Source organism: Pedobacter anseongensis (assembly GCF_037482965.1).
GTDB lineage: Bacteria > Bacteroidota > Bacteroidia > Sphingobacteriales > Sphingobacteriaceae > Pedobacter > Pedobacter anseongensis.
The window spans coordinates 702742-728559 of the sequence record NZ_JBBHKB010000003.1; the positions used below are offsets into that span (position 1 = coordinate 702742).

The 25818-nt window shown below is 37.6% G+C and carries 19 protein-coding genes; 12 read left to right on the plus strand and 7 right to left on the minus strand.

Translation table 11 applies throughout. The features are described from left to right. Positions 1-19: 19 nt before the first annotated feature. The 4 genes from WG904_RS13845 (at position 20) to WG904_RS13860 (ending at position 9776) form a co-directional block, all read left to right on the plus strand. Positions 20-2701 carry a glycoside hydrolase family 78 protein gene (locus WG904_RS13845; protein ID WP_339579918.1) on the plus strand — a complete coding sequence of 894 codons (2682 nt, stop codon included), beginning with the start codon at positions 20-22 and terminating at the stop codon, positions 2699-2701. Beyond that, a complete protein-coding gene (locus WG904_RS13850; RefSeq protein ID WP_339579919.1) occupies positions 2698-4416 on the plus strand; it encodes an alpha-L-rhamnosidase-related protein in 1719 nt (572 codons plus the stop codon). The genes WG904_RS13845 and WG904_RS13850 overlap by 4 nt, the downstream gene beginning before the upstream one ends. A 126-nt stretch (positions 4417-4542) precedes the next feature. Next, positions 4543-7140 (plus strand): ATP-dependent chaperone ClpB, encoded by a 2598-nt coding sequence (clpB, locus tag WG904_RS13855; protein ID WP_339579920.1) that lies wholly within the window; start codon positions 4543-4545, stop codon positions 7138-7140. A 92-nt stretch (positions 7141-7232) separates the two neighbouring features. After that, positions 7233-9776, plus strand: a complete 2544-nt coding sequence (locus tag WG904_RS13860) for a carboxypeptidase-like regulatory domain-containing protein (RefSeq protein ID WP_339579921.1) — start codon at positions 7233-7235, stop codon at positions 9774-9776. Between the two features lie 5 nt (positions 9777-9781). On the opposite strand, the gene WG904_RS13865 is transcribed toward WG904_RS13860, so the two are convergent. Beyond that, complete coding sequence (locus tag WG904_RS13865) at positions 9782-11434, minus strand: M28 family metallopeptidase (RefSeq protein WP_339579922.1); 1653 nt, start codon at positions 11432-11434, stop codon at positions 9782-9784. A gap of 71 nt (positions 11435-11505) precedes the next feature. Continuing rightward, positions 11506-14010, minus strand: a complete 2505-nt coding sequence (locus tag WG904_RS13870) for a S9 family peptidase (protein ID WP_339579923.1) — start codon at positions 14008-14010, stop codon at positions 11506-11508. Between the two features lie 191 nt (positions 14011-14201). Here WG904_RS13870 and WG904_RS13875 point away from each other — a divergent pair, with 191 nt between their 5' ends. Then, positions 14202-15080, plus strand: coding sequence for a polysaccharide deacetylase family protein (locus tag WG904_RS13875; RefSeq protein ID WP_339579924.1), 879 nt, complete (start codon positions 14202-14204; stop codon positions 15078-15080). Positions 15081-15083: 3 nt separating this feature from the next. Here WG904_RS13875 and WG904_RS13880 read toward each other — a convergent pair whose 3' ends face one another. From WG904_RS13880 to WG904_RS13890, 3 genes are all read right to left on the minus strand, one after another. Further along, entirely contained in the window at positions 15084-15536 is a 453-nt protein-coding gene (locus WG904_RS13880; protein WP_339579925.1) for a 3-oxoacyl-ACP synthase, read from the minus strand. 38 nt (positions 15537-15574) lie between these two features. Next, a complete protein-coding gene (locus WG904_RS13885) occupies positions 15575-16153 on the minus strand; it encodes a nitroreductase family protein (protein ID WP_339579926.1) in 579 nt (192 codons plus the stop codon). A 101-nt stretch (positions 16154-16254) separates the two neighbouring features. Beyond that, positions 16255-16812, minus strand: a complete 558-nt coding sequence (locus WG904_RS13890) for a HEAT-like fold family protein (RefSeq protein ID WP_339579927.1) — start codon at positions 16810-16812, stop codon at positions 16255-16257. A 59-nt stretch (positions 16813-16871) separates the two neighbouring features. Here WG904_RS13890 and WG904_RS13895 point away from each other — a divergent pair, with 59 nt between their 5' ends. The 5 genes from WG904_RS13895 to WG904_RS13915 all read left to right on the plus strand — a co-directional run bounded on the left by WG904_RS13895 (position 16872) and on the right by WG904_RS13915 (position 22379). Then, positions 16872-18494, plus strand: a complete 1623-nt coding sequence (locus tag WG904_RS13895) for an ABC-F family ATP-binding cassette domain-containing protein (RefSeq protein WP_339579928.1) — start codon at positions 16872-16874, stop codon at positions 18492-18494. A 3-nt stretch (positions 18495-18497) separates the two neighbouring features. Further along, the gene (locus WG904_RS13900; RefSeq protein ID WP_339579929.1) at positions 18498-19475 is read left to right on the plus strand and encodes a Gfo/Idh/MocA family protein; all 978 of its coding nucleotides are present in this window, start codon (positions 18498-18500) and stop codon (positions 19473-19475) included. A 554-nt stretch (positions 19476-20029) separates the two neighbouring features. Beyond that, positions 20030-20659, plus strand: a complete 630-nt coding sequence (locus tag WG904_RS13905; protein WP_339579930.1) for an ABC transporter ATP-binding protein — start codon at positions 20030-20032, stop codon at positions 20657-20659. After that, positions 20656-21840 (plus strand): ABC transporter permease, encoded by a 1185-nt coding sequence (locus WG904_RS13910; protein ID WP_339579931.1) that lies wholly within the window; start codon positions 20656-20658, stop codon positions 21838-21840. Before WG904_RS13905 ends, WG904_RS13910 begins: the two co-directional genes overlap by 4 nt. Before the next feature lie 95 nt (positions 21841-21935). Next, on the plus strand, positions 21936-22379 hold the full coding sequence (locus WG904_RS13915) for a hypothetical protein (RefSeq protein ID WP_339579932.1): 444 nt from the start codon (positions 21936-21938) through the stop codon (positions 22377-22379). A 40-nt stretch (positions 22380-22419) separates the two neighbouring features. Here WG904_RS13915 and WG904_RS13920 read toward each other — a convergent pair whose 3' ends face one another. Beyond that, positions 22420-22926 carry an FKBP-type peptidyl-prolyl cis-trans isomerase gene (locus WG904_RS13920; RefSeq protein ID WP_339579933.1) on the minus strand — a complete coding sequence of 169 codons (507 nt, stop codon included), beginning with the start codon at positions 22924-22926 and terminating at the stop codon, positions 22420-22422. A 474-nt stretch (positions 22927-23400) separates the two neighbouring features. Between WG904_RS13920 and WG904_RS13925 the strand changes: the two genes are divergently transcribed. Both WG904_RS13925 and WG904_RS19650 read left to right on the plus strand, forming a co-directional pair. Further along, complete coding sequence (locus tag WG904_RS13925) at positions 23401-23532, plus strand: hypothetical protein (RefSeq protein ID WP_339579934.1); 132 nt, start codon at positions 23401-23403, stop codon at positions 23530-23532. 20 nt (positions 23533-23552) lie between these two features. Continuing rightward, complete coding sequence (locus WG904_RS19650; RefSeq protein ID WP_431844429.1) at positions 23553-23645, plus strand: type I restriction-modification system subunit M N-terminal domain-containing protein; 93 nt, start codon at positions 23553-23555, stop codon at positions 23643-23645. Positions 23646-23750: 105 nt separating this feature from the next. Here WG904_RS19650 and WG904_RS13930 read toward each other — a convergent pair whose 3' ends face one another. Continuing rightward, positions 23751-25760, minus strand: a complete 2010-nt coding sequence (locus tag WG904_RS13930) for a thioredoxin domain-containing protein (RefSeq protein WP_339579935.1) — start codon at positions 25758-25760, stop codon at positions 23751-23753. Positions 25761-25818 lie beyond the last annotated feature (58 nt).

A 25818-nucleotide genomic window follows, 5' to 3' on the forward strand; every position in this document is an offset into this window, starting at 1 on the left:
TAGAAATAAGCTGTTCAAAATGTTTCTAACTAATTTATTAAAAACCCTATTTTTTTTACTTTGTTTTTGTAGCATCTCTAATATTCAGGCACAATCGCCAGCAACTACCTCCAATCTAAAAACAGAATATTTAAATCAACCTATCGGATTAGACAATCCCAATCCGCGTTTTACATGGAATATGGTTGATTATAGAATGGGTGCCCAACAAACGGCCATTCGAATTAGGCTAAGTACAGATTCACTTGCTTTAACTCAGGAAAAAACTGCGCAGTGGGATACAGGGTGGCAATCGACCGCCATCGCCCTAAAAACATATAATGGATCAGCACTAAAACCTTTTACAAAATATTATTGGCGCATCGACATCGCTGATCAATATAACGTTAAATCATCAAAATTTAAGATTTCGAGTTTCGAAATGGGCATGATGAATGCTAAAAACTGGCAGGGTTCATGGATTTCGGATAGCGAAAATCAAACCATAAAACCCGCCCCCTATTTTAGGAAAGCATTCGAAATTCCTAAAAAAATTAAATCGGCACGTGCGTATATCGCTGTTGGGGGATTGTACGAACTCTCTATCAATGGCGAAAAAATTGGTAATCACCGTCTAGACCCCATGTACACTCGTTTCGATCGTAGAACGTTGTATGTAACTTACGATGTAACCAAGCAATTAACTATTGGGAAAAACGCCATCGGCGTTTTATTAGGTAATGGATGGTACAATCATCAATCTACCGCCGTCTGGAACTTCGAAAAAGCACCTTGGCGCAACCGACCAACTTTTTGTCTCGATTTAAAAATCATCTATCAAGATGGCACAACGGAAACGATAAAATCGGGGAAAGATTGGAAAACTGCACTCAGTCCCATTATTTTTAACAGTATTTATACCGCAGAGCATTACGATGCGCGATTGGAACAAGAAGGATGGAATACCGTTAACTTCGACGATAGCAAATGGAAAAATGTAATTTATCGTTCCGCTCCTTCCGATAATATTGTGGCACAAGCGATGCATCCTGTGCGCAACATCGAAGAAATCAACCCAAAAAGCTTTAAAAAATTTAACGACACTACCTATGTTTTCGATTTAGGGAGAAACATTTCAGGAGTAAGTAAAATTAGGCTTAGCGGTCCTGCTGGAACGATCGTAAAATTGAAGCATGGAGAACGTTTATATCCAGATGGCAGTGTTGATTTATCGAACATTGATGTACATTACCGACCAACAGACAATAAAGACCCTTTTCAAACCGATATTTTAATTTTGAATGGAAAGGGTGAGCAAAATTTCATGCCTCATTTTAACTATAAAGGTTTTCAATATATCGAAGTAAGCAGTAATCGTCCGCTAACCTTAAAAAAAGAAGATGTAGTAGGCTATTTTATGCACAGCGATGTTCCCGTAACTGGAAATATTAAAGCATCAGATCCCTTAATCGACAAGTTATATTATGCTACCAACAATTCGTATTTGTCGAATTTATTTGGTTATCCTACCGATTGTCCACAACGCGAAAAAAATGGGTGGACGGGTGATGCGGCCATTGCCGTTGAAACGGGACTTTATGGCTTTGATGGAATTACCATTTACGAAAAATGGCTAGCCGACCACAGAGATGAGCAACAACCAAATGGTGTCTTACCTTCTATAATCCCAACAGATGGATGGGGATATGAGTGGGGAAATGGCCCCGATTGGACCAGTACAATTGCCATTATCCCTTGGAATATTTATTTATTCTATGGAGATAAAAAACTATTAGCGGATTGTTATGACAACATTCGTAGATATGTTAATCATATTGATGAAAATTATCCTACCGGTTTAACTACTTGGGGGCTTGGCGATTGGGTTCCGGTTAAGTCGAAATCTCCTGTCGAACTTACCTCTACTTGCTATTACTACGCTGATGTTGTTATCCTAGCAAAATCTGCAAAGTTATTGGGCAAGCAAGATGATTTTAAGAAGTATTCGGCTTTAGCTTCAAAAATAAAAGATGCATTTAACGAAAAGTATTTAGATAGAAAAACGGGGCTTTACAATAAGGGAATACAAACCGAATTAAGTGTGCCACTATTTTGGGGTATTGTACCAGATAACTATAAAGCAAAAGTTGCCCAAAATCTTGCTAAACGGGTAGAGGCAGACGGCTTCCATTTGGATGTAGGCTTATTGGGTACTAAAGCCATTTTAAATGCACTGAGCGAAAATGGATATGCCGAAATTGCGTATAAAGTTGCCGCTCAAAGAACCTTTCCCAGCTGGGGATGGTGGATAGCAAATGGCGCAACTACATTATATGAAAATTGGCCCATCGATGCTAAATCAGACATTTCGATGAATCATATCATGTTTGGTGAAATTGGCGCTTGGTTATATAAAGCAACGGGAGGCATAAAGCCTGATGAAAATGCACCTGGATTTAAACACATTTTATTAGATCCTAAGGTGGTAACCGGTTTAACTAGCTTCGAAGTAAGTCATATTGGTCCTTATGGCGAAATAAAATCTGCCTGGAAAAAAACAGACAAGGGCATACAGTATACCATTACTATTCCAGCAAATTCTAGTGCTACTTTACCCCTACCAGAGGGGTCAAATCAGCTAATTGAGCATAATGGAAAAATGATCAAAGCTGGAAAGATCAATTTACCTGCTGGAAATCACGTTATTATCATCAAAAAATGAAAAGAAATAGCGCATTCATTCTCGTGGTTTTAACAATTTCTGCGTTAAATGTCTGTGCGCAACCGATTCAGTTGGCCAATGAACGCATTATCGAGTATCTCACTCCTACTCGCGTGTTATGGAAAAACGGATCTATAAAAAACGAAGTTCGTTTACTTAAAAAGCGAACTGGTCAGGCCGATTTAGACAATACCGATCGGTGCATAATTGAAAATAGAAAAGATGAAAAAGGCAGTATATTACTCGATTTTGGCAAAGAAATACAAGGTGGGGTACAAATTGTAACCGGAATTTGGACAGGAAATAAACCTATAAAAATACGGCTCCGCTTTGGAGAATCGGCAAGTGAAGCCATGTCAGCTATTGATGGTAAAGGCGGGGCCACAAATGATCATGCCATTAGAGATTTCGAAACACTTTTACCTTGGTTAGGCATCGCCGAATTAGGCAATACGGGTTTTCGATTTGTTCGTATTGATGTTATAGATCAAGATGTTAAGTTAGTGCTAAAAGAGGTGAATGCCATCGCAAAATACCGAAAACTAACCTATAAAGGCTCATTTAACAGTAGCGATACCTTGTTAAATAAAATTTGGAAAACGGGGGCCTATACCGTTCAGTTAAACATGCAAGACTATTTATGGGATGGCATAAAACGCGATCGATTAGTATGGGTAGGCGATTTAAACCCTGAAATAACGACGATAAATGCCGTATTCGGTTACAATGAAGTCGTTCCAAAAAGTTTAGACTTTGCCAGAAACACCACTCCCCTGCCACAATGGATGAATGGAATAAGCGCTTACTCGATGTGGTGGATCATCAATCATCGAGATTGGTATTATCAGAACGGTAATTTTAACTATTTAAAAGAACAACAACCCTACCTAGGTGAATTGTTAAAACTGATGATTAAAAAAATTGACGCAAATGGCAAAGAAAACTTAGACGGACAGCGGTTTTTAGATTGGCCTTCGAGCGAAGACCCTGAGGCTATTCATGCCGGTTTACAAGCCATGATGGTATTGGCCCTTCGCGCTGGCGGCGATTTAATGCATAAACTAGGGGATGAAATTTCAGCATCAAATTGCGCAAAAGCCGTCAATCTTTTAGAGAAATATTCATCAGCACACCCTAAATCAAAACAGGCTGCCGCTCTTTTATCAATGGCCAAATTGATAAGTGCAAAAGAGGGCGACCAGATAATTAGCGAGGGTGGAGCAGCTAAATTCTCTACATTCTTTGGCTACTATATGCTTCAGGCCAAGGCCAATGCCACTAATTATACTGGTGCCATGGAGGTTATTCGCGAATATTGGGGAGCCATGCTAGATTTAGGCGCAACTACCTTTTGGGAGGATTTTAATTTAGATTGGGTAAAAAATGCGGCTAGAATTGATGAATTGGTGCCCGATGGAAAGATCGATATTCATGGTACCTATGGTGCGTATTGTTATATAGGTTATAGGCATAGCTTGTGCCATGGTTGGGCAGCTGGACCAACGCCATGGCTAACTGAGCATGTGTTGGGGATTTCGGTAATCGAACCGGGTTGCAAAGTCGTTCAAGTTAAGCCTCATCTAGGGAATTTGAATTTTGCTGAAGGCACTTTTCCCACTCCAATGGGCTTAATAAAAGTACGACACGAAAAAAGAGCCGATGGAACCATTAAATCTATTATCAACGCACCGAAAGGCGTGAAAATTATTCGATAGTAGACAAAATTTCAGGATAAAACTCTTGTTTTCAGACAATTAGTCTTCATCGATTTAATACTACAGACAAAATTTCCGATTTACAATCGAAACGTGCTGTGGCACTTGTTTTGATTTAAAGCAAGCATGAACTTCAACAACTTTACAATCAAGGCACAAGAAGCTATACAAAAAGCTTCAGAAATAGCACAGGGCAACCAGCAGCAAGCCATTGAAACGGCTCATTTGCTAAAAGGATTGCTTAGTGTTGACGAAAATGTTGTTTCTTACGTATTAAAGAAACTTAATGTAAATCTTAATACCGTTGAGCAAAATTTAGCAACAGCAATCGATAAATTACCAAAAATAACGGGTGGAAACGCCTATCTATCGTCTAGCGCAAATTCAGTCCTACAAAAGGCACAATCGTATCTAAAAGAATTTAAAGATGAATTTGTTGCCGTAGAACATATTTTACTAGGGATTTTAGCCATTAACGACTCCACCTCAAAGTTATTAAAAGAGCAAGGTGTTAACGAGCAAGATCTTAAGAAAGCGATAAAAGAATTAAGAGGAAGCAACCATGTAACCGATCAAAATGCAGAAGCTACTTATCAAGCCCTAAGCAAATATGCTCGGAATTTAAACGAATATGCAGAAAGCGGGAAATTAGACCCAGTTATTGGTCGCGATGAGGAAATTAGGCGCGTAATTCAAATTCTATCACGCCGAACAAAAAACAATCCCATTTTAATTGGAGAACCAGGTGTAGGTAAAACGGCCATTGCCGAAGGCATTGCCTTTCGGATCATTGAAGGCGATGTTCCAGAGAATTTAAAAAGTAAAACCGTATTTTCTTTAGATATGGGGGCTTTAATAGCGGGTGCAAAATACAAGGGCGAATTTGAAGAACGATTAAAAGCTGTGGTTAAAGAGGTTAGCCAGAGCGATGGAGATATTATTCTATTTATCGACGAAATTCATACCCTGGTAGGCGCAGGGGGTGGCGAAGGGGCGATGGATGCAGCAAATATTTTAAAACCTGCCTTGGCAAGAGGCGAATTACGTGCTATTGGTGCAACTACGCTCGACGAATATCAAAAGTATTTGGAAAAAGATAAAGCCCTAGAACGTCGTTTCCAAAAGGTTTTAGTTGATGAGCCCGATACGCAAGATGCCATTTCCATCCTACGTGGCTTGAAAGAGCGTTATGAAAGTCACCATAAAGTGATTATTAAAGACGAAGCCATTATTGCCGCGGTAGAAATGTCGCAACGTTACATTTCCGATCGTTTTTTACCCGATAAGGCGATCGATTTAATGGATGAAGCTGCTTCAAAATTACGTATGGAAATGGATAGTGTTCCTGAAAACGTAGATGCATTAGACAGAGAGATTATGCGCTTAGAAATTGAGCGTGAAGCCATAAAACGCGAAAATGACGATAAAAAAGTAAAAGAGCTTTCGAAAGAAATAGCCAATTTATCGGCAGAACGCGATCAATTAAAGGCAAAATGGCAAGGTGAAAAAGATTTGGTAGATGGGGTAAATGCGCAATTAGAGCTAATCGAAAACTATAAATTAGAGGCGGATCAGGCCGAACGTGCCGGCGACTATGGTAGAGTAGCAGAGATTCGTTACGGAAAAATTAAAGAGGCACAAGATAAAGTCGAAAAACTTAAGGTAGATTTAGAAAGCCAGCAAAGCGATAGCAGAATGCTTAAAGAAGAGGTTACTGCCGATGATATTGCGGGCGTTGTGGCACGTTGGACAGGCATTCCGGTAACAAAATTGATTGCAAGTGAGCGCGAAAAATTATTGCATTTAGAAGATGAATTACATAAACGCGTTGCGGGTCAGGATGAAGCGATAGAAGCCATTTCAGATGCCATTCGCAGGTCGAGAGCAGGTTTGCAAGATAAACGTAAACCCATCGGATCTTTCATTTTCCTAGGCACAACAGGGGTAGGAAAAACAGAGCTGGCAAAAGCCTTGGCCGAGTTTCTTTTTAACGATGAAAACGCCATGACCAGAATTGATATGAGCGAATATCAAGAGCGACATGCCGTTTCCCGATTAATTGGAGCGCCTCCGGGCTATGTTGGTTACGATGAAGGCGGACAATTAACGGAAGCTGTTAGACGCAAGCCTTATTCGGTAGTGTTATTAGATGAAATTGAAAAAGCGCATCCAGATGTTTTTAATATTCTGTTACAAGTATTGGATGATGGACGTTTAACTGACAATAAAGGCAGGATGGTTAATTTCAAGAATACCATCATTATTATGACTTCGAATATAGGTTCGCACTTAATCCAAGACAACTTTAAGGCGTTGGACGATGAAAACAGAGATGAGGTAATCGCTAAAACTAAAAATGAATTGTTCGAGTTGTTAAAACAAACCATTCGTCCGGAGTTTTTAAATCGTATTGATGAGTTGATTATGTTTACACCACTTCATCGTGGCGAGATAAGGAGTATTGTAGACCTGCAATTTAAGCAGGTGCAACAAACCTTAGCCGAAATGGGAATTACGCTAGAAGCAAGTGCAGAAGCATTAGATTGGTTGGCAGAATTGGGATATGACCCACAATTCGGAGCAAGACCATTAAAACGCGTTATCCAAAAGAGGATTTTAAACGAATTATCAAAATCGATATTGGCCGGAACGGTTGATAAAGAGAGTAAGATAAAACTCGATATGTTTGATCATCAGTTCGTTTTTATTAACGAGAACAAATAATCACAAAAGCCAAACTAACCATTTGGCTTTTTTTATTTCTAACTAAGTTTTTAATTTAATTCGTATCTTAGTTTTAACACCCACCTAATGATATGCTTAAATTGTGTGCTTCTATTCTTTTAGGATTTATTCTTTGCACGCAAGTGCAGGCGCAGGATTTAAAAAAGGCTAAAATACTTGTTCAATACGATAGTTTACAAAAGGCCTTTCCAAAAGAAAAGTTGTATGTGCATCTTGATAAATCTGTATACGCATCTTCAGATACGCTTTGGTTTAAAGCCTACTTAATTGATCCAGCGCTTAATTCGTATTCTACCCTAAGTGGTTTAATTTATGTGGACATGGTAACACCAAACGGAACCACAGTACAAACGTTAAGCTTGCCCACAAAACTTGGAATTTCTTGGGGAAGTTTAGTGCTAAATCCAAAAGTGTACAAAAGCGGAACCTACACTTTAAGAGGTTATACGAATTGGATGCAAAATTTTGGTGAAACCTACTTTTTTAAGAAACAGATAAAAATTGTAAACATTCCGACAAGTGTTCAAGAACCTTCAACTTCATCAGTCGCTGTTGCATTGAAGAAAACGACTACAACAAATAATTTCCCAAAACAAGATCCATCCATACAATTTTTGCCCGAAGGCGGAAGCTGGATTACTGGGAAATTACAAAAAATCGCTTTTAAGGCCATCGCCCCAAATGGAAAAGGCATTGCAATTGAAGGCGAAGTTAAGGATAGTAGGTTAAGGCAAATTGCTACGTTTAAATCGAACACTAAAGGAATGGGCTATTTTAGTGCAATGGCCGAGCCTGAAGAAATCTACACTGCTTTTATCAAAATAGGCAAAAATAAGTATACCCAACAATTGCCAAGAGCTAAAAATACAGGGACTACCTTAATTGTTAGAAACGATTATACACTTGATTCTTTAGTAATCAGCATTTTATCGGATGTTCCAAATCAAGCACTAACCATGATTGGCCAATCGAAAGGTTTGGTTTGTTTTTTGGCCAATTTCCCTCCGGATACCAAGCGAAGAACAATAAAAATTTCAAAACGTGTGTTTCCTACCGGAGTTTCCCAGATTATCTTACAAAGTCGAGATCAGATTCTTAATGAACGGAACTTTTTTATTCATCACCAAGATCAATTGCAGGTAAACCTCAGCTCCCCATCCACCACGTACTCCCGTAGAGATAGCATACCCGTAAAAATCAACGTAAACGATGCTAATAGCCAACCTGTTGGCGGTAGTTTTTCCATTGCCATAACAGACGATAACCAAGTGAAAAAAAATGAAGAAAGCGACGACAACATTTTAAGCTATTTCTTATTGAGTTCAGATTTGAAGGGCGAAATTGAAGATCCAGCCTATTATTTTAAAGATTTTAATGAGCAGAAGCATGATGATTTGGAAGCACTTTGCTTAACGCAAGGCTGGGTAAATTACGATTGGGATTTGCCTAAGATTCCTAAATATAGAATAGAAAAAGAATACACTATAAGTGGAAAAATCAGTAACCTCACCAACAAACCAGTGCCAAATGCTAAGGTTAGCATCTTCGGACGAAACAAGTCGATGATGTTTGGCGAAACCACAACAAATGAAAAAGGTGAATTTGTGTTCAAAGATTTGCCAACCATGGATAGTGCCATCTTTGTGCTCAAAGTACTGAATTCAAAAGGGAAATTAGGTTCGTTGGGTTTTGAGGTGAACGAGTTTAGGCAGTTGCCGATAAAAACTACTTTAGTACCTAAAATAATTAGTGACGACCCGCTAGATAGCATCGAGCTTAATTTTATAGCCGTTAAACAACAAGAATATAAAGCCAATCCGGCTAATGGGACTAGGTTAAGAGAAGTCACTATTGTTGGAAAAAAGGTGGTTAAGGGATCAAAAAATTTAAATGGACCAGGTGAGGCCGACCAAGTTATTACTGCCGAAGAGCTGGAAAAAGCAGGAAAGAAAACATTACTGCAACTTATGTTTGAAAAAGTAAAGGGCTTCAACGAGGGTTTTAGAAGAGGAAGCAACATGAAAGATTATTTCCTCAGCAGGAATAGAGTAAAGTTAATTATTGATGGGATTGATGTAGACCTTTCTTATATTCCGAATGATGAACCACCAAAAAGAATGCTTGGTGCAGGAATCACATCGATAGATGAATCGCATTTAAGACATCTTAAGCAGTATCTAGATTACTATACTGCAGAAGATGTAGAAGGAATTGAGGTAATGCGGTTTACGGGAAATGCGATGGCTTATAAGAGTGATTTTGACCCATCTAGCCTAACTACCTTTGAAGATATTTCATATATCGAAATCACCACCAAATCTGGCGCTGGCCCATTTCTTAAAAAAGCATCGAATGTTTATTTGGTTAAACCTATGAATTACGGCGATAATAAAGTGTTTTATAGTCCAAAATACACCGTAGCCAACAAAAATAGTAAAAAACCAGATTTGAGATCTACTATTTATTGGGCGCCAAATATCGTTACCAACACCAAAGGGGAAGCCAATTTTTCATTTTTTAGTGCCGATAAAAAAGGAATCTATACCATTTGGATAGAAGGATCTGATATGCAAGGGAAGTTTGGATTCAAGACGATGAAATTGGAGATAAGATAAAAGCCTTAAAGAAGACTTTTATCTCTTATGGCTTTAAATTCTGAACCTTTTTTCCAACCTGGGAACGTAGTTTCATTGCTTAAGGTATAACCTACATCAAACAATAGCCTTAAATCTTCAATCATGCCCGAAAAATCCCATTTTGCAGGCTCAAAATTATCTGCTGGCGCATGGTAACGATTTTTGGTATATTCTTCTTTATGTGCTTTTCCGTACGCCAATCCATGTTCAACATTTTCATCACCGGTTTCAGTGTACAACGCCGGAATACCTACTTTAGCAAAATTAAAGTGGTCTGATCTAAAGTAAAATCCAGCAGATGGGTTCGAATCTTTTACCACTACCCTGCCTTGTTTTTTAGCGGCTGCTATCAAATAATCTTCCAATTCAGATTGACCGAAGCCCACTGCAATAATATCTTTGGTTTTTCCACTTGCTTGCATGGCATCTATATTAATATCTGCAACGGTTTTATTTACAGGCACCAATGGATTTGAAGCATAATATTCAGAGCCTAGCAGTCCTTGTTCTTCAGCCGTAACGGCTAAAAACATAATTGAGCGTTCTGGTTTTACCTTTGCCTTTTTAAAAGCATCAGCCAATACCAATAATGCCGCTGTACCCGTTGCATTATCAACTGCACCATTATAAATCGAATCGCCATTTACGGCTTCGCCTTTCCCTAAATGATCCCAATGGCCAGAATAAATAATATACTCATCGGGTCTTTTTGTACCTGGCAAAATCCCAACTACATTATTCGATTTTGATCTTTTAATGGTATTATCGATGGTTACCGATACGTTTAAACCTAAATCAACGGGCTTAAACCCTTTTTTGCCCGCTTGCACCATCAAGTCTTCCGATTTACCTGCTTGCTTAAACATCGCTTTTGCCACATCTTGGGTAATCCAGCCCTCCATAAGTGCACTCGATCTATTATCATCAGCTGCTGCCAAATATAACTTCGATTTAGACCATCCGCTACGAACAACTGCCCAAGGATAGCTTGCTGCTTTGTCTTCGTGAATAATGATCACTCCCGTTGCACCTTGACGGGCTGCCTCCTCAAATTTGTAGGTCCAGCGTCCATAATAAGTCATTGTTTTTCCCTTAAACAAGGTAGAATCGGAAAACCCGGGATCATTTACCATCACTACCACTGTTTTACCTTTTACATCCAAGCCTTCGTAATCATTCCAATTATATTCTGGAGCAATAATTCCGTAGCCAGCAAATACAAGTGGTGAATTTTCTATTTTAATCTGTGGGTCTAACCGGCGACTTGCAGCCACAAAATTGTCTAAATACGTTAGGCTTTTTTTGTTGCCGTCCTTAGTTTTTAGGATTAAATTGGTCGGTGTCGACTTTACATCAACCATCGGTACTTCTTGAAAATAACTGCTTCCATTTCCCGGTTTTAAACCTAGTTTTTCGAATTCTCCTTTTAAGTAATTGATCGTTTTTGTTTCACCAGCGGTAAAAGGTTTTCTTCCCTCAAAATCATCAGATGCCAGCACGGCAATGTGTTTCGAAAATGCAGTATCGTTAATGGCTTTTAGTGCTAACGAATCGGCTTGAGTATCGTTGCTTTTATTCGAGCTACAGGCGGATAATGCTACAGCTAATGCGATAAATGGAATGAGTTGTTTTTTCATTTTAATTAATTGAAGTTAGGTTACTCATACCTCGCAGGTTTTTTAAAACCTGCGAGGTTTAAAAAGGTACTTTATTGTTTTCTTTCAATCTCCCGATCCATCTCCGTAATATTCACATTTACGGATTGAGAAAAATCGCCCAATAAATAATTGTTAAAATAATCGGCTAAGCGCCAGAACATGTATTCTGTCATGTCGCCAAAACCATGGCGTTGACCAGGAACTACAACATAATCGAACCGCTTACCGGCTTTAATTAAAGCATTGGCAACACGAATAGAGTTTGCAGGGTGCACGTTATTATCAATATCGCCGTGCATTAACATCAAATGCCCTTTTAAATTTTTCGCTATATCAGGATTTTTGTCAATTGCATATTTAAAGGTTGTATCGCCTTTAGCAGAAACAACTTCGGTTACACCGTGATGCTTTTCGCTCCACCAACGGTTGTAGATGCTATTATCGTGGTTACCCGCTGCAGAAACAGCTACTTTGAAGAAATCTGGATAGACTAACAAAGCAGCAGTTGACATAAATCCTCCACCCGAGTGTCCAGTTATGCCTACCCTATTCGCATCAATAAATGAATATCGATCTGCTAACTGCTCTATCGCCGCTTTTTTATCAGCCAAGCCATAATCTCTTAAATTTCCATATCCATAGGTATGATACCATTTAGAACGTGCTGGGTTACCACCTCTATTCCCAACTGTGATTACAATATAACCCAATTGCGCTAAACGATCTACCCTATCCATTGCCCTCCCAAATGCTTTATTTACCGACTCGGTTTGCGGACCTGGGTATACATATTCGATAATTGGGTATTTTTTGTTCGGATTAAAATCGAATGGCTTATACATTACGCCATAAATATCAGTCACACCATCATCGGCTTTAACTTTAAACGGTTCGGGAAATTTGTAACCTGTAGCCATTAACAAGGATAGATCTGCCGTTTCCAACTCCATCACAACGTTACCTAAATTATCTTTCAAAACAGCTTTTGGAACCGTATTCACCCTAGAGAAATTATCGACAAAGTATTTGGCTTCGTCGTTCATATTCGATGCATGGTCGAAGTCGCCTCCATTTAATAATTTCATTCCAGAACCATCAAAATTGATGCGATATAAATGTAAATAATAAGGGTCTTCTTTCGCTTCCCGGCCATTTGCGGTGAAGTAAAGCACACGATTTTTCTCGTCGATATTCACGATGTTTTCGCAATGGAAAGCGCCTTTGGTAATTTGATTTTTTAGTTGTCCCTTTTCATCAAACAAATAGAAATGCCCCCAACCATCGCGTTCGCTCCAATGGATAATTTCGTTCCCACCATTTACCAATCCCGGGCGTTGCACCTCTACGTAAGTATTAAACCGTTCGTCGATAAGCTGGGTTACCGCACCCGTATTAATATCGATAGTACAAATGTCGATACGCTTTAAATCGCGACTGGTACGCGAGAAATAGAACTTCTGATTATCACCCAACCAAATTGAAGGACGAAATTCGTTATCTCTATCCTTATTTAAGGCTGGTCTGCCCCAAGTAGAAATGGATTGATCTTTAAAGGCAGTAGTATTTATAGTTCTATAGGTTTTTGCAGCAAAATTAAACAATACGAACTCATCTATTGGCGATTCCTTTTCGCCTGGCATTTGGTATTTGTAAGTTTCTAAGGTTGGCCGACCTGGAGTAACGCTATTAATTACCCATAAATCTTTTACTTTTCTTGAATCGGTTCTGTCGAGTACAAAATATTTAGAATCTGGCGACCATAATACGTAGGCTCCTCTTCTTTTTTTATTGTTTTTTATATTTTCTTCATTGTTTTCGCCATCGCCATCACTACCATAGGAGTAGAACTTTACACCATCTTTTGTTAATTGATGATCAACAATCGTACTATCATCTTCATTTTTAACAGCTTTAAGATAATTGGCTTTATCCATCCAGTATAAATTATAATTTTTAGAGAAAATAATGGCAGATGAATCTGGTGCTACTGAACCCCAACTTGGTTTAGCTTTAGGTTTAGAGAAATTTTTCACTTCCGTTAATTTACCCGATGCGAATTCGTAGTTGAACGAAAATATTTTCTTCTGCATCGAATCTGCAGCTTTTTTATCCTTTCTATCCTTTTTTAACTCATCAATAGTACTTTTAATTTCGAAGTTGATGCTTTTCTCGTCCTTCGCAAATTTTAGATTTTCAATTGGCAAATGCTGCGCATCAAAAGGATCGCGAACAATTAATGTAATTTCAGCGGCAAGCTTTTCTGGATCAAACAAAAGATTTTTTGTTTTTAAAATAGGGTCTACAATTTTCCAAAGCTTACCATTGGGTGTTTCGTACTGATACCAAAAGCGGTTACTCAGTTTTAACCAATGCGGATCTACTGCGGTTGAATAGATTATTTTCCTCAACTTACTTGGCGAGAAGCGTGCTGCTGCTTGATAATTTGCCTTTTCGGGCTGAGCAGTGGTTTCGGTTAGAGAAATCGTTTTCGTTTGAGCAAAAATTTGAGTACTAAACAAGGAAACGAGAGTGATTAAAGAGTAAAGTTTCTTCATTAATGAATAATTATGATAAATAAAATTCTAATTTATTCAAAATGTAGATTGAATGCTCAAATTATTTGTAATATTTCCTCTATAAATTAATATTTTTATCAGTTGAGGAGAGATCCACTATTTCCTTTTATATACTACGAAATTAAATTGCATATAAAAGGAAATTATCTAAGTTTGCAAAAAATTCACCTATGAACAAAATTTTCTTATCTATTATAGCCTTAGGGCTGATTTTAACCAGTGGATGCCAATCGAAATCTGAATCAGGAGCTTCAGCTACTTCAACAGATCGCGCTAAGCAAACCGCCGACACCAATCCTAAACCATCGAATATCGATATCAACACCATAAAAATTGCAGATGCAAAAACCATTTTAGCCCGCAAACAAGTTCCGATTTTATGTTACCATCAGGTGCGTAACTGGAAAGAAAGAGACGGCAAAGTTGGTAAAGATTATATAGTTGAAGTTCAAAATTTTAAGGATCAAATGCAGATGTTAGTAGACAGTGGCTACCACACCATTTTACCTGATCAACTTTATGCCTATTTAAATACGGGAGCAGCATTACCTTCCAAACCAATTATGCTAACTTTTGACGATACTGATTTGGATCAATTTACAACAGTTAATCCGATATTAAAGAAACATGGTTACAAGGCAGTTTACTTTATCATGACGGTCTCTATTGGCAAAAAAGGAAAATTTGTGGATTATATGAGTGCTGAGCAAATAAAACAGCTGTCTGACGAAGGAAATGTAATTGGCAGTCACACGTACGACCATAAAAATTTTAAAAAATATTCGGGTAAAGATTGGGAAGAGCAATTAGACAAACCGACTAAAAAACTGGAAGAGATTACAGGTAAAAAGATGACCGAATTTGCCTATCCATTTGGATTATGGAATGCGGAAGGGATCCCTGAATTGAAGAAAAGGGGCTTTAAAATGGCGTTCCAATTATCGATTAAACGTGATGAAAAAGACCCGCTCTTTACCATTAGAAGAATAATTGCAAGTGGGTATTGGAGCCCAAAAACGTTGAACAATAGTATTAAAAACAGTTTTTAAACATTAGGCTACTTCTTTAATTGAGTATTTCCTGCCGTTAAAATCAAATTTATCGCCTTTCTGTTTACCTAGCAAAAGCTTGCCAATTGGCGATACTGCAGAAATGGCGAAATAGGTTTTATTATCAAGGTGCAGCTGACCAGCGCTAATGCTTAGATAAAAGCTTCCTTGATCGGTAATTACTAAACTTCCATTTCGGGCTTCTTCAGAATGCTGGATCCGGTTTATAGAATTTAATACCATTTGATTTTCTTCGGCATCGATTAATAATCGCTTATTTCTGTCGATATCTTGCTGCATCATCTCCCTGCTAGTTTCGTACTTATCGCCTGCGCTACTTTTCGTGTCATCGTTGCTAGCTTCACGAGCCTGTTGCAGCGCAGTTTCTGCAGTTTTGATGCGCTCTTCAATAAATTTTAAACACAGTTGATACAATGATGCTTTTAATTCCTTCATATCATTCGTTTATTAGATGGTAACTTCTAATATACTAATTATTTTTCTATCCATTTAATTTTTTCGGCAATTGGTGTTCTATTCGCCTCCCGCGTTTCTCCGTTATGATAGCCCAGGTAAAAAAGTCCGAAGCATTTCTCGTTTTCCGCTAGCCCTAAAAATCCACCTAAATCGTGGATTAATGGTGGAGAACTCCAATATCCCCCGATAGCTAACGACTCGGCAGTTAAAGCTATATTTTGCACCGCACAGGCTACTGCAGCAACTTCTTCCCAATTTGGTACTTTATCGGGGTGGAATTGAATATTAATGGCTAAAATACAATCGGCCTGTGCTGTTTTTTGCGCAAAACTGTCGTATTTTTTCTGGAGAAAACCAGTTGATCCAACTTTCTCTTTGTACAGTTGGCCAAGCGTAACGCCTGACCGCGCCTTAGCATCTTTTCGAATCACAACAAATCGCCAAGGTTGAGTTAACTTATGTGTTGGTGCGTAATTAGCACTTTCTAAAAGTTGCTCAATTACCTCCGTGGTGATTTCCTTTTTAATATAATGGTCAGGAAAAATACTCCTCCTTCCTTTTATAATTTTGGTAAGCGTTTCGAAATTGTTGTTCATGAATCAAAAATAGCTGTTAATGTAGTAATTCGAATTATTGAAGTATTTTATTGCGCAATTCTTGCAAACCTTAAATTTACTCAAGATTGAAGTCTCAGCACTCAAGACTTAGAAAGCTGCCTCCTGATCTGTTTTACCTTTGCATAAAAAGCAATACTTTCTTTATCAAGTAAAAAATCCATGGTTTCGATTAATTCGTCCTTTATCCAATCGTGTTTTGAACTGAAATTGGCCAAGATATTTAAACAATGTGATTTAACAGCCACGGGAACTTTTTCATTAATTAACCAGTTAAAAACCGTTTCAACGAGCTCTTCAGTATTATAAGTGGCAAACAGTACCTTTATCGGTTTTAGCGCTTTCTTAGCAGTCATTAATGCTAAAATTTTACTAAAATGTCTTTGGGCAGATGGGTTTTCTTGTTGACGGAATTTGGTAAGAAAATAAGGACTATTTGGAATAAAGCAAGTAGGATTATTAATAAATACGGTCTCTAAAATCCAAGCTGCCCTAAAACCAATTTGTTCTTCAGGATGAAAAGTTAAATCGATTAATTCCTTTATCGAAAAATCGCTTTCAGCAATAGTTCGAGATAATTCCTCCGTCCTTTTTTTTGATAAAGGAGATTTAAGGGAGGTTAAAAGCATATCGGATTGCATCCTACAAAAGTAGCAATTGAGCGATAAAATCACTACCTTTGCATTTTATTTTCTACAATATGATTTCAGTTTCTAATTTATCCTTACGCTACGGTAAACGTACTTTATTTGAAGATGTTAACCTTAAATTTACACACGGCAATTGCTACGGTGTAATTGGAGCCAATGGCGCAGGGAAATCGACCTTTTTAAAGATTCTAAGCGGCGAGGTAAACCAAACGAGTGGCTCAGTGGCTTTTACGCCAGGCGAACGTATGGCGGTTTTAAAACAAAATCACTATGAGTTCGACGAGTTTTCGGTGATCGAAACGGTAATGATCGGTCATAAAGAACTGTATGATATTATGAAAGAGAAAGATGCCATTTATTTGAAAGAAGATTTTTCGGATAAAGACGGTGAGCGAGCAGGCGAATTAGAAAATCTTTTTGCAGAAAAGGATGGATGGAACATGGAAAGTAATGCCGCTACCCTACTTAGCAACTTAGGCATAAAGGAAGAGCATCACTACAAACAGCTAAAAGAATTAGATGGTAACCAAAAAGTACGTGTTTTATTAGCACAGGCTCTATTTGGTAACCCTGACATCTTATTATTGGATGAGCCTACTAACGATTTGGATATTGATACCATTGCTTGGCTAGAGGATTTTTTGGCCGATTACCAAAACATTGTTTTAGTAGTAAGTCACGATAGACACTTTTTAGATGCGGTGTGCACGCATATTGTAGATATCGACTTCAGTAAATTGAACATTTATACCGGCAACTATACCTTCTGGTACGAATCTAGTCAACTAGCCCTAAAACAGCGTAGTGATCAGAATAAAAAACTGGAAGAAAAAGTTAAAGAATTACAAGAGTTTATTCGGCGTTTTAGCGCAAATGCTTCCAAATCAAAACAGGCTACTTCTCGTAAGAAAGCATTAGACAAAATCGATATCTCGGAGATTAAAGCATCTAGCCGTAAATACCCTGCTATTTTATTTAATAACCTAGGCAGAGAGGCGGGCGATCAGATTTTACAGGTCGAAGGATTAAGTAAAACCGCACATGGTGAAGTTCTATTTAAGGATGTAAACTTCATGGTTAATAAAGGTGATAAAATTGCCATTATTTCCCAAAATAGCTTAGCAACTACTGCATTTTATAATATTCTGTCGGGTAGAGATAAAGATTATAAGGGCGATTTTAAATTTGGTGTAACCATTAGTACCGCCGATATACCGAACGACAACTCTGATTATTTTGAAGGAAAAGACGAAAACTTGGTCGACTGGCTACGGGAGTATTCTGGAACTGATGCCGATGAGCAATTCGTTAGAAGTTTCTTAGGCAGAATGTTGTTCTCAGGCGACGAGGTGCTTAAAAATGTGAAAGTACTTTCAGGAGGCGAAAAAATGCGTTGTATGTTCTCGAGAATGATGTTACAATTGGCTAACTTATTGATGTTTGATGAACCAACGAATCACTTGGACCTAGAATCTATCACTGCCTTAAACAATGGAATGAAAGATTTTAAAGGTACGATCTTATTTACGTCGCGAGATCACGCACTAACTGAATCAGTTGCCACGAGAATTATTGAGCTAACACCTAAAGGAAGCATTGATAGAATGATGAGCTATGATGATTATATCAATAATGAAGATGTAGCGAAGTTACGAGTAGAAATGTATAGTTAAGCGATGCAAGAAGTTCGATGGGGCATAATTGGATGTGGTAATGTAACCGAAGTAAAGAGTGGCCCGGCTTTTAACAAAGTAGCCAACTCAAAATTAGTTGCAGTGATGCGCCGAAATGGTGCTAAAGCAAAAGATTATGCAGAAAGACATGGCGTAGAAAAATGGTATGATAATGCGCAACAACTGATTAATGATCCAGCAGTTAATGCCATTTATATTGCCACCCCACCTTCAAGCCATTTATTTTATACCCTATCCGCTATCGAAGCTGGCAAACCAGTTTATGTAGAGAAACCAATGTCTTTAAATTTTGCTGAGGCTAATGAAATGTATTTAGCTGCAAAAAAAGCAAATGTTAAATTGGTAGTGGCACATTATCGAAGGGCGCAACCAATGTTTTTAAAAATTAAAGCATTACTCGATGATAAAACTATTGGCGATGTGCGTTTTGTGCAACTGCAACTTTTTCAACCTCAAGTAAAGTCAATCGTAGCACCTAGCGAAGAAAATTGGAGAATTAATCCTGCGCTATCAGGCGGAGGACTTTTTCATGACTTAGCCCCTCACCAATTAGATTTAATGCTTTATTTTTTTAGTGAAGTTAAAGATCAAAAAGGTTTTTCTGTAAATAGCGCCAAAACTTCGGCTGCAGACGATATCGTTACAGGACAATTACTGTTTGAAAATGGCATTCTATTTAATGGAACATGGTGCTTTAGCGTTGCTGATGACCACTCACTTGATCGTTGCGAAATTTTTGGATCAAAAGGAAAAATCACCTTCGCTATATTTGGAAATCAATTAGAAATTACGGTAAATGGGGAAACAGAAATTGTAGATTTTGAACCGCTTCAACATGTTCAAGAACCAATGATTGCTAAAGTTGTTGATTATTTTTTAAATAGAGGAGACAACCCCTGTGATGGAGAAACGGCAGCTAAAACCATGATGGTGATGGATAGTTTTACACGCCTGAATTAGTCTCTTTTTCATCGTCTTCGCGTAGGATTTTATACTTACGACCTTCTGCCTTTCCATATATAAATCGGTCAACAAACCGTGTCTTTAGGTACCAATTTGCTGCATCGGCTGATTTATTATATTTTGTTTTCTTTTTTGTGAGGAAAGAAAAGTCGGTATAAATTTTATATCCAATATAAAGGATAAATGGCCGCAGATGCACAGATTTAAAATAATTCCCAATCATTGAAAATAAATCTGCGCATCTGCGGCAAAAAAAATAGTTAAACTACCCCAGTAGCAAATCCTTTCCACAATTTCAAAATGGCCGCAGATGCACAGATTTAAAATAATTCCCAATCATTGAAAATAAATCTGCGCATCTGTGGCAAAAAAAATAGTTAAACTACCCCAGTAGCAAATCCTTTCCACAATTTCAAAATGGCCGCAGATGCACAGATTTAAAATATTCCCAATCATTGAAAATAAATCTGCGCATCTGCGGCAAAAAAACCGTAGCAAATCCTTTACACGATTTTAACGCAATTGGATTACAGCAATCTTATTTTTACAACATGATTTCAATTCAATCGGTTGCGCATCAATATAACGGGTCATCGCTGATTCGTTTTAAAGATTGGCAAATTAAAGACGGTGAAAAATGGCTTTTGCTTGGCGAATCGGGAAGTGGAAAAACAACCCTATTACATATATTAACAGGAATTTTAAAGCCTAAACAAGGTGAAGTTAACATTAACGATACCTCTATCTACACCCTATCTTCTAAAAACTTGGATCAGTTTAGAGGAAGAAATATTGGAATCATCTTTCAAAAACCTCACCTCATTAAGAGCTTAACCATTGCCGAAAATTTAGCACTTGCCCAAAATTTTGCCAATCTACCAAAAAACGAAGCTCGAATAAATGAGGTATTAGAATCGCTGAATATTGCCAACAAAAAAAAATCATATCCAAACGAATTAAGTCAGGGTCAACTACAACGAGTCTCGATAGCGCGAGCAGTAATTAACAAACCTGCGCTTTTAATTGCAGACGAACCTACCTCAAGTCTCGACGATAAAAATGCAATTGCGGTGCTAAACTTACTAATGCAACAATCGTCATTAAATAGGGCAACATTAATTGTGGCAACACACGACAAACGCGTTAAAGATGCTTTCACTAATACCTACAATCTAGCATGAGTCCATTAAAAATTAGTTGGAAAAGTTTATGGTCAAAACCCCTCTCGGCTTCCCTAAACATTATGCTTATTGCATTTGGAACGGGCATTTTAACCATTTTGCTGTTGGCCTCTACTCAAATTGAGGAAAAATTAAATAATAACTCAAAAGATATCGATTTAGTAGTGGGTGCAAAAGGATCACCTTTACAGTTAATTCTTAGTAGTATCTATTATATCGATTTTCCAACCGGAAATATTCCGCTTAAAGAAGCAAATGAGCTTTCTCATAACCCATTTGTGAAGAGAGCCATTCCTCTTGCGTTGGGCGACAATTACAATGGCGTACGCATTGTGGGAACGGATAGTAATTACATCAGTCTATATGGCTTAAAAACAAGTAGTGGTAAATTTTGGAAAGAAAATTTAGAAGCTACAATTGGAATTAATGTAGCCAAAGAGCAAAATTTAAAGGTCGGCGATACCTTTAATGGTGCGCATGGTTTAACCGAAAACACAGATATACATAAAGAACATCAATACAAAGTAGTTGGAATTTTAGCCCCTCAGGGTAACGTTACAGACAATTTAATTTTAACCAACATTGCCAGTGTTTGGGAAATGCACGAGGAAGAAGGCGAGCACAAAGAAGATGTTGAGGGGCGCGAAATCACTTCACTCCTCATTCAATACCGTTCGCCAATGTCGGTAGCCATGTTCCCACGTATGGTAAATCAGATGACGAGTTTACAATCAGCATCTCCAGCTATGGAAAGCACGAGATTGTTCTCTTTAATTGGTGTAGGTGTTGATACCTTGCAGTGGTTTGCGGTATTAATCATGCTCATTGCCGCAATAAGTGTTTTTGTTAATCTGTATAATTCGTTGAAAGAACGAAATTACGATTTGGCCATTATGCGAACATTGGGAGCTTCCAGAACCAAATTGTTTATCATCGTAATTCTTGAGGGACTAATTTTAACCATTGCTGGAACAATTATTGGTATTGGTTTAGGACATCTAGCGCTAGAACTAATCAGTAGTTACCAAGAGAGTAGTCAGGCTAAACTAAGCGGAAAGATTTTTATAACTAGTGAACTCTACTTATTGCTTGCTGGCTTAGCGATTGGTATATTTGCAGCTATCTTACCTGCGATACAGGCCTACAGATCTAATATTTCCAAAATATTGAGTAAAAATTAATATATACTAAAATGAAACCAACATGAGTTTGCAGTTACAAATACAATAAATAAACTCATGATAGCTTCATCACCATTAAAAACAACTATATACAGATGAAAAAATTAAGCCTACTCCTTTTAATACTTGCGGGATTTGCTTTTAACACAAAGGCACAACACGATCCGACTGATCAAATTTTGTCTGATAATTGGGATATAATTGGCAGTGTCGACTTTAAAACCGTTAAAGAGACCGAAATGTATGCCATTTTTACCAACGAGATAAAGAAATATGCCGGTAAACCCTTCGAATTAGAAGGCTATATCGTTCCCATTAAAGATGGAATGAAGCAAACCAAATTTATGCTTTCTACCTTACCCATTAACCAATGTTTTTTTTGTGGTAAAAATGGAGTTCCTATTATGGTGATGGTTGAACTAACTGAACCCATCAAATTCACTTATCAAACGATAAAGGTAAAGGGAATATTAAAACTGAGTTCGGCAAATGCGATGGATAATCCACCCATTAGTTTAACGGCAGGAAAGGCGATATAAATAAAAAAACCGACTAAAGTCGGTTTTTTTATTAGTAAGTCTAGTGACCAGCATGGCCATCTGCACCATGAGCGTGACCATGGCTTAATTCTTCAGCTGTTGCTTCACGTACCGACAATATTTTGCCTGCAAAAATTAAGTTTTTACCAGCCATTGGATGATTTAAGTCTACAGAAATTTGTGTTTCAGAAACTCCAGTCACACCGGCACGGAATTGATTTCCTTGGTTATCTTGTAAGGGAATCACATCACCAACATTTGGTAAATCGCCTCCAGCATCTTTAAACATATCGATAGGAAGATCTACATGTGCAGTTGCGTCAATTTCACCATATCCATCGGCTGGAGAAAGCTCAAAACTATATTCGTCGCCTACATTAAGGCCTAATAAATGTTCTTCAAATTTAGGCAACATCATACCTACACCAAATAAAAATACCAAGGGTTGATCTTCATTTGCTTTTTCAACAAAAACTTGCTGACCTTCTGGAGTGGTGGTGTGCAGTTCATAAGTTAATGACACTACAGTGTTAGAATTAATACTCATTCGTCTTCTTTTAATTAATAAATTTTACTGCCTCTTCTATAGTACTTACAGCAAGTGTTACAAAGATAGCCTATTTATTAGGTTAACAAAAAATAGGTTTAATTGTTACAACTTAAAGACTTATTAGTATTTGCAAGTATCTATGTATTAATCTATCAAAAACAACTTAGTCGAATATCGATTTCCTTTAATATTTTAGCTAATATTCATGTTATGCCAACAAGATATTATGCTAGCTTTACATTTAGGCTCATCTACGAGCAATATAATGATCATAAACGAACCTCAAGTAGAACACAATTTCATCGGGAAGCTTACCGATTTGAAATATACATATCGAACAATTAGCAAGAACAGTTACCAGTTATTTTGATTAAATTGAAGGTTTGATTGAAAGAGAAAATACCTTTACTTTGGAACAACTTACCGATAGCGTGAACCGGTTCTTAAATTTCAATGAGTATAAAATCTTAGATGGAAAAGGAAGTATTTCATCAAAAATCCTTAGAGAAAGCAGGAAAAGAATATGATCAATTTAATAAAACACAAAAAGTAATCTCAGATTTTGATAAACCTATCAAACAACTAAAAAATAAAGGTAAATGACAGCAGTAGAACAACAATAGTTGGGAAAAACGCTTTGGGCAATCGCAGACGATTTGCGTGGTGCAATGAATGCAAACGATTTCCGCTATTATATGCTTTCGTTTCTTTTTTAAGATACTTGTCTGATAATTATGAGCAGGGTGCTAAAAAAGAATTGGGTGGTGATTATTCCATATAAACGAAACTGGGACAGCCACCTATTTATTAATATTATACCATTAACTGATAAACCTCATCGCCTCTTCAACCGTAGGTACTGGCAGTTGACAGGTTTTATTTCTGCACACATAAATTTTTGTTTCTTTACTTTGCTTATCAGCTAGTAAAGGCAGCTTGCTATTCACTCCCCCCAAAGTAATTTTATTCGGAATGTACAGTTTGTGGAGCCTATTTTTCTCAATTTCAAACCCCTCACCTATTATGGCTACCTCATTTATTCCAAAAACGGCATTAAGCAATTGAATGCTCCAGTTCGAATAGGCCGATCCATACGATTTGATACTCGGTAATACGGAACTTAACATTTCGTTTGCTAGATTTCTATAGGCATCATTATCAAAAAATAATCCTAATTTTTGAAGATTTTGAGCCATAACTGAGTTAGAAGCTGAAATAACATTATCCATAATTTCATGCTTTCTAGCTATTAATGCCTCGCTGGCCGAGGAAGTATAGAATAACATCGGGCTATTTTTATCTTCAAATTTGATTAACACATAATCTGTTAACTTTCTTGCTTCTAAAAGCCATTTTTCGTCAAAATCTGCTTCATAAAGCACAATTAAGGCCTCAATTAAGAAAGCGTAATCGTCTAAAAATCCCGAAATACTTGCTTTTCCATTTTTGTAATTCCTGAATAAGCCGCCATCACTAGCTCTTAAATTAGTTAAAATAAACTCCGTAGCCTGTTTTGCACGTTGATAATAAAAATCTTGTTCAAAAATTAAACTTGCCTCTGCCAATGCTTTAATCATCATAGCATTCCAAGCCACTAAGCATTTATCGTCTAAACCTGGACGAATGCGGCTGGCTCGTTTGGTTAATAATTTTTCCTTTGCAACACTAATCTTTTGTTGTAGTTCGTTCAATGAAAGATTATTTCTTTCAGCGAATTCTTCGTCCGTAAGTTTCCGTTGCAACACATTACTCTCTTCTTCCTCCCAATTTCCTTCTGAGGTAACGTTAAAGTAAGCAGCAAGCAATTCAGCATCTTTTCCTACCACGATTTCAAATTCTTGCTTATCCCAAATGTAAAATTTACCTTCTATTCCTTCGCTATCCGCATCTAAAGCAGAGAAAAATAAGCCATCAGGCGATGTCATTTCCTTGGAAATCCACTCTAAAGTCTCTGTAACCACTTCCTTATATAAAGGTATTTTTAAGTATTGATAAGCTTCGGCATAAAGTGAAACCAATTGCGCATTATCGTATAACATTTTTTCAAAATGTGGAACATGCCAGCGCTCGTCGACCGAATAACGTGAAAAACCTCCGCCTACCTGATCATAAATCCCACCTAAAGCCATTTTTTCCAAGGTAAGCATGGTTGATATAGCTGCACCTTCATCCTCCATTAGGTGACTATACCGCAGCATAAAAATCCAATTGTTTGGTAAAGGAAATTTAGGTGATCTATTGTATCCGCCGTCAGCCATATCGAAATGGCGCTTCCAAGGCTCGATAATTTCAGTTAAATGCGTTTTATTAAATTCTACTCCAGTTGCTACATGAATAATTTTTTCCGATTGATGAATGCCGTCTGTAAGTCGCTTAGCATAATCTTTAGCCTTTTCTGGTTCATTTTTCCAAAGATCAGCAACGTTTAATAAGATATTGATCCAATCTTGCTTTCTAAAATAAGTACCGCCATAAATTGGCCGCTGATCGGGCAGGCAAATTGCATTTAAAGGCCAGCCTCCATTTCCATTCATTAATTGCACGGCCAACATGTAAATCTGATCTATATCTGGGCGCTCTTCTCTATCTACTTTAATGCAAACAAAATGTTTATTCATCACTTCGGCAACCTCAAAGTTTTCGAAACTTTCGTGCTCCATTACATGACACCAATGGCAGGCTGAATAACCGATACTCACCAAAATCAATTTGTTTTCGAGCTTTGCCTTTTCTAACGCAGCTGAATTCCATTCGTGCCACTCAACTGGATTAAACGCATGTTGTTGTAAATAAGGTGATGAAGCGTGGATAAGGTTATTAGGTTCTTGCATTTTTGAGATGTGAGTAGTCGGCATGAGTATTGAGACAAGGAGCTTAACCCTGTCTTAT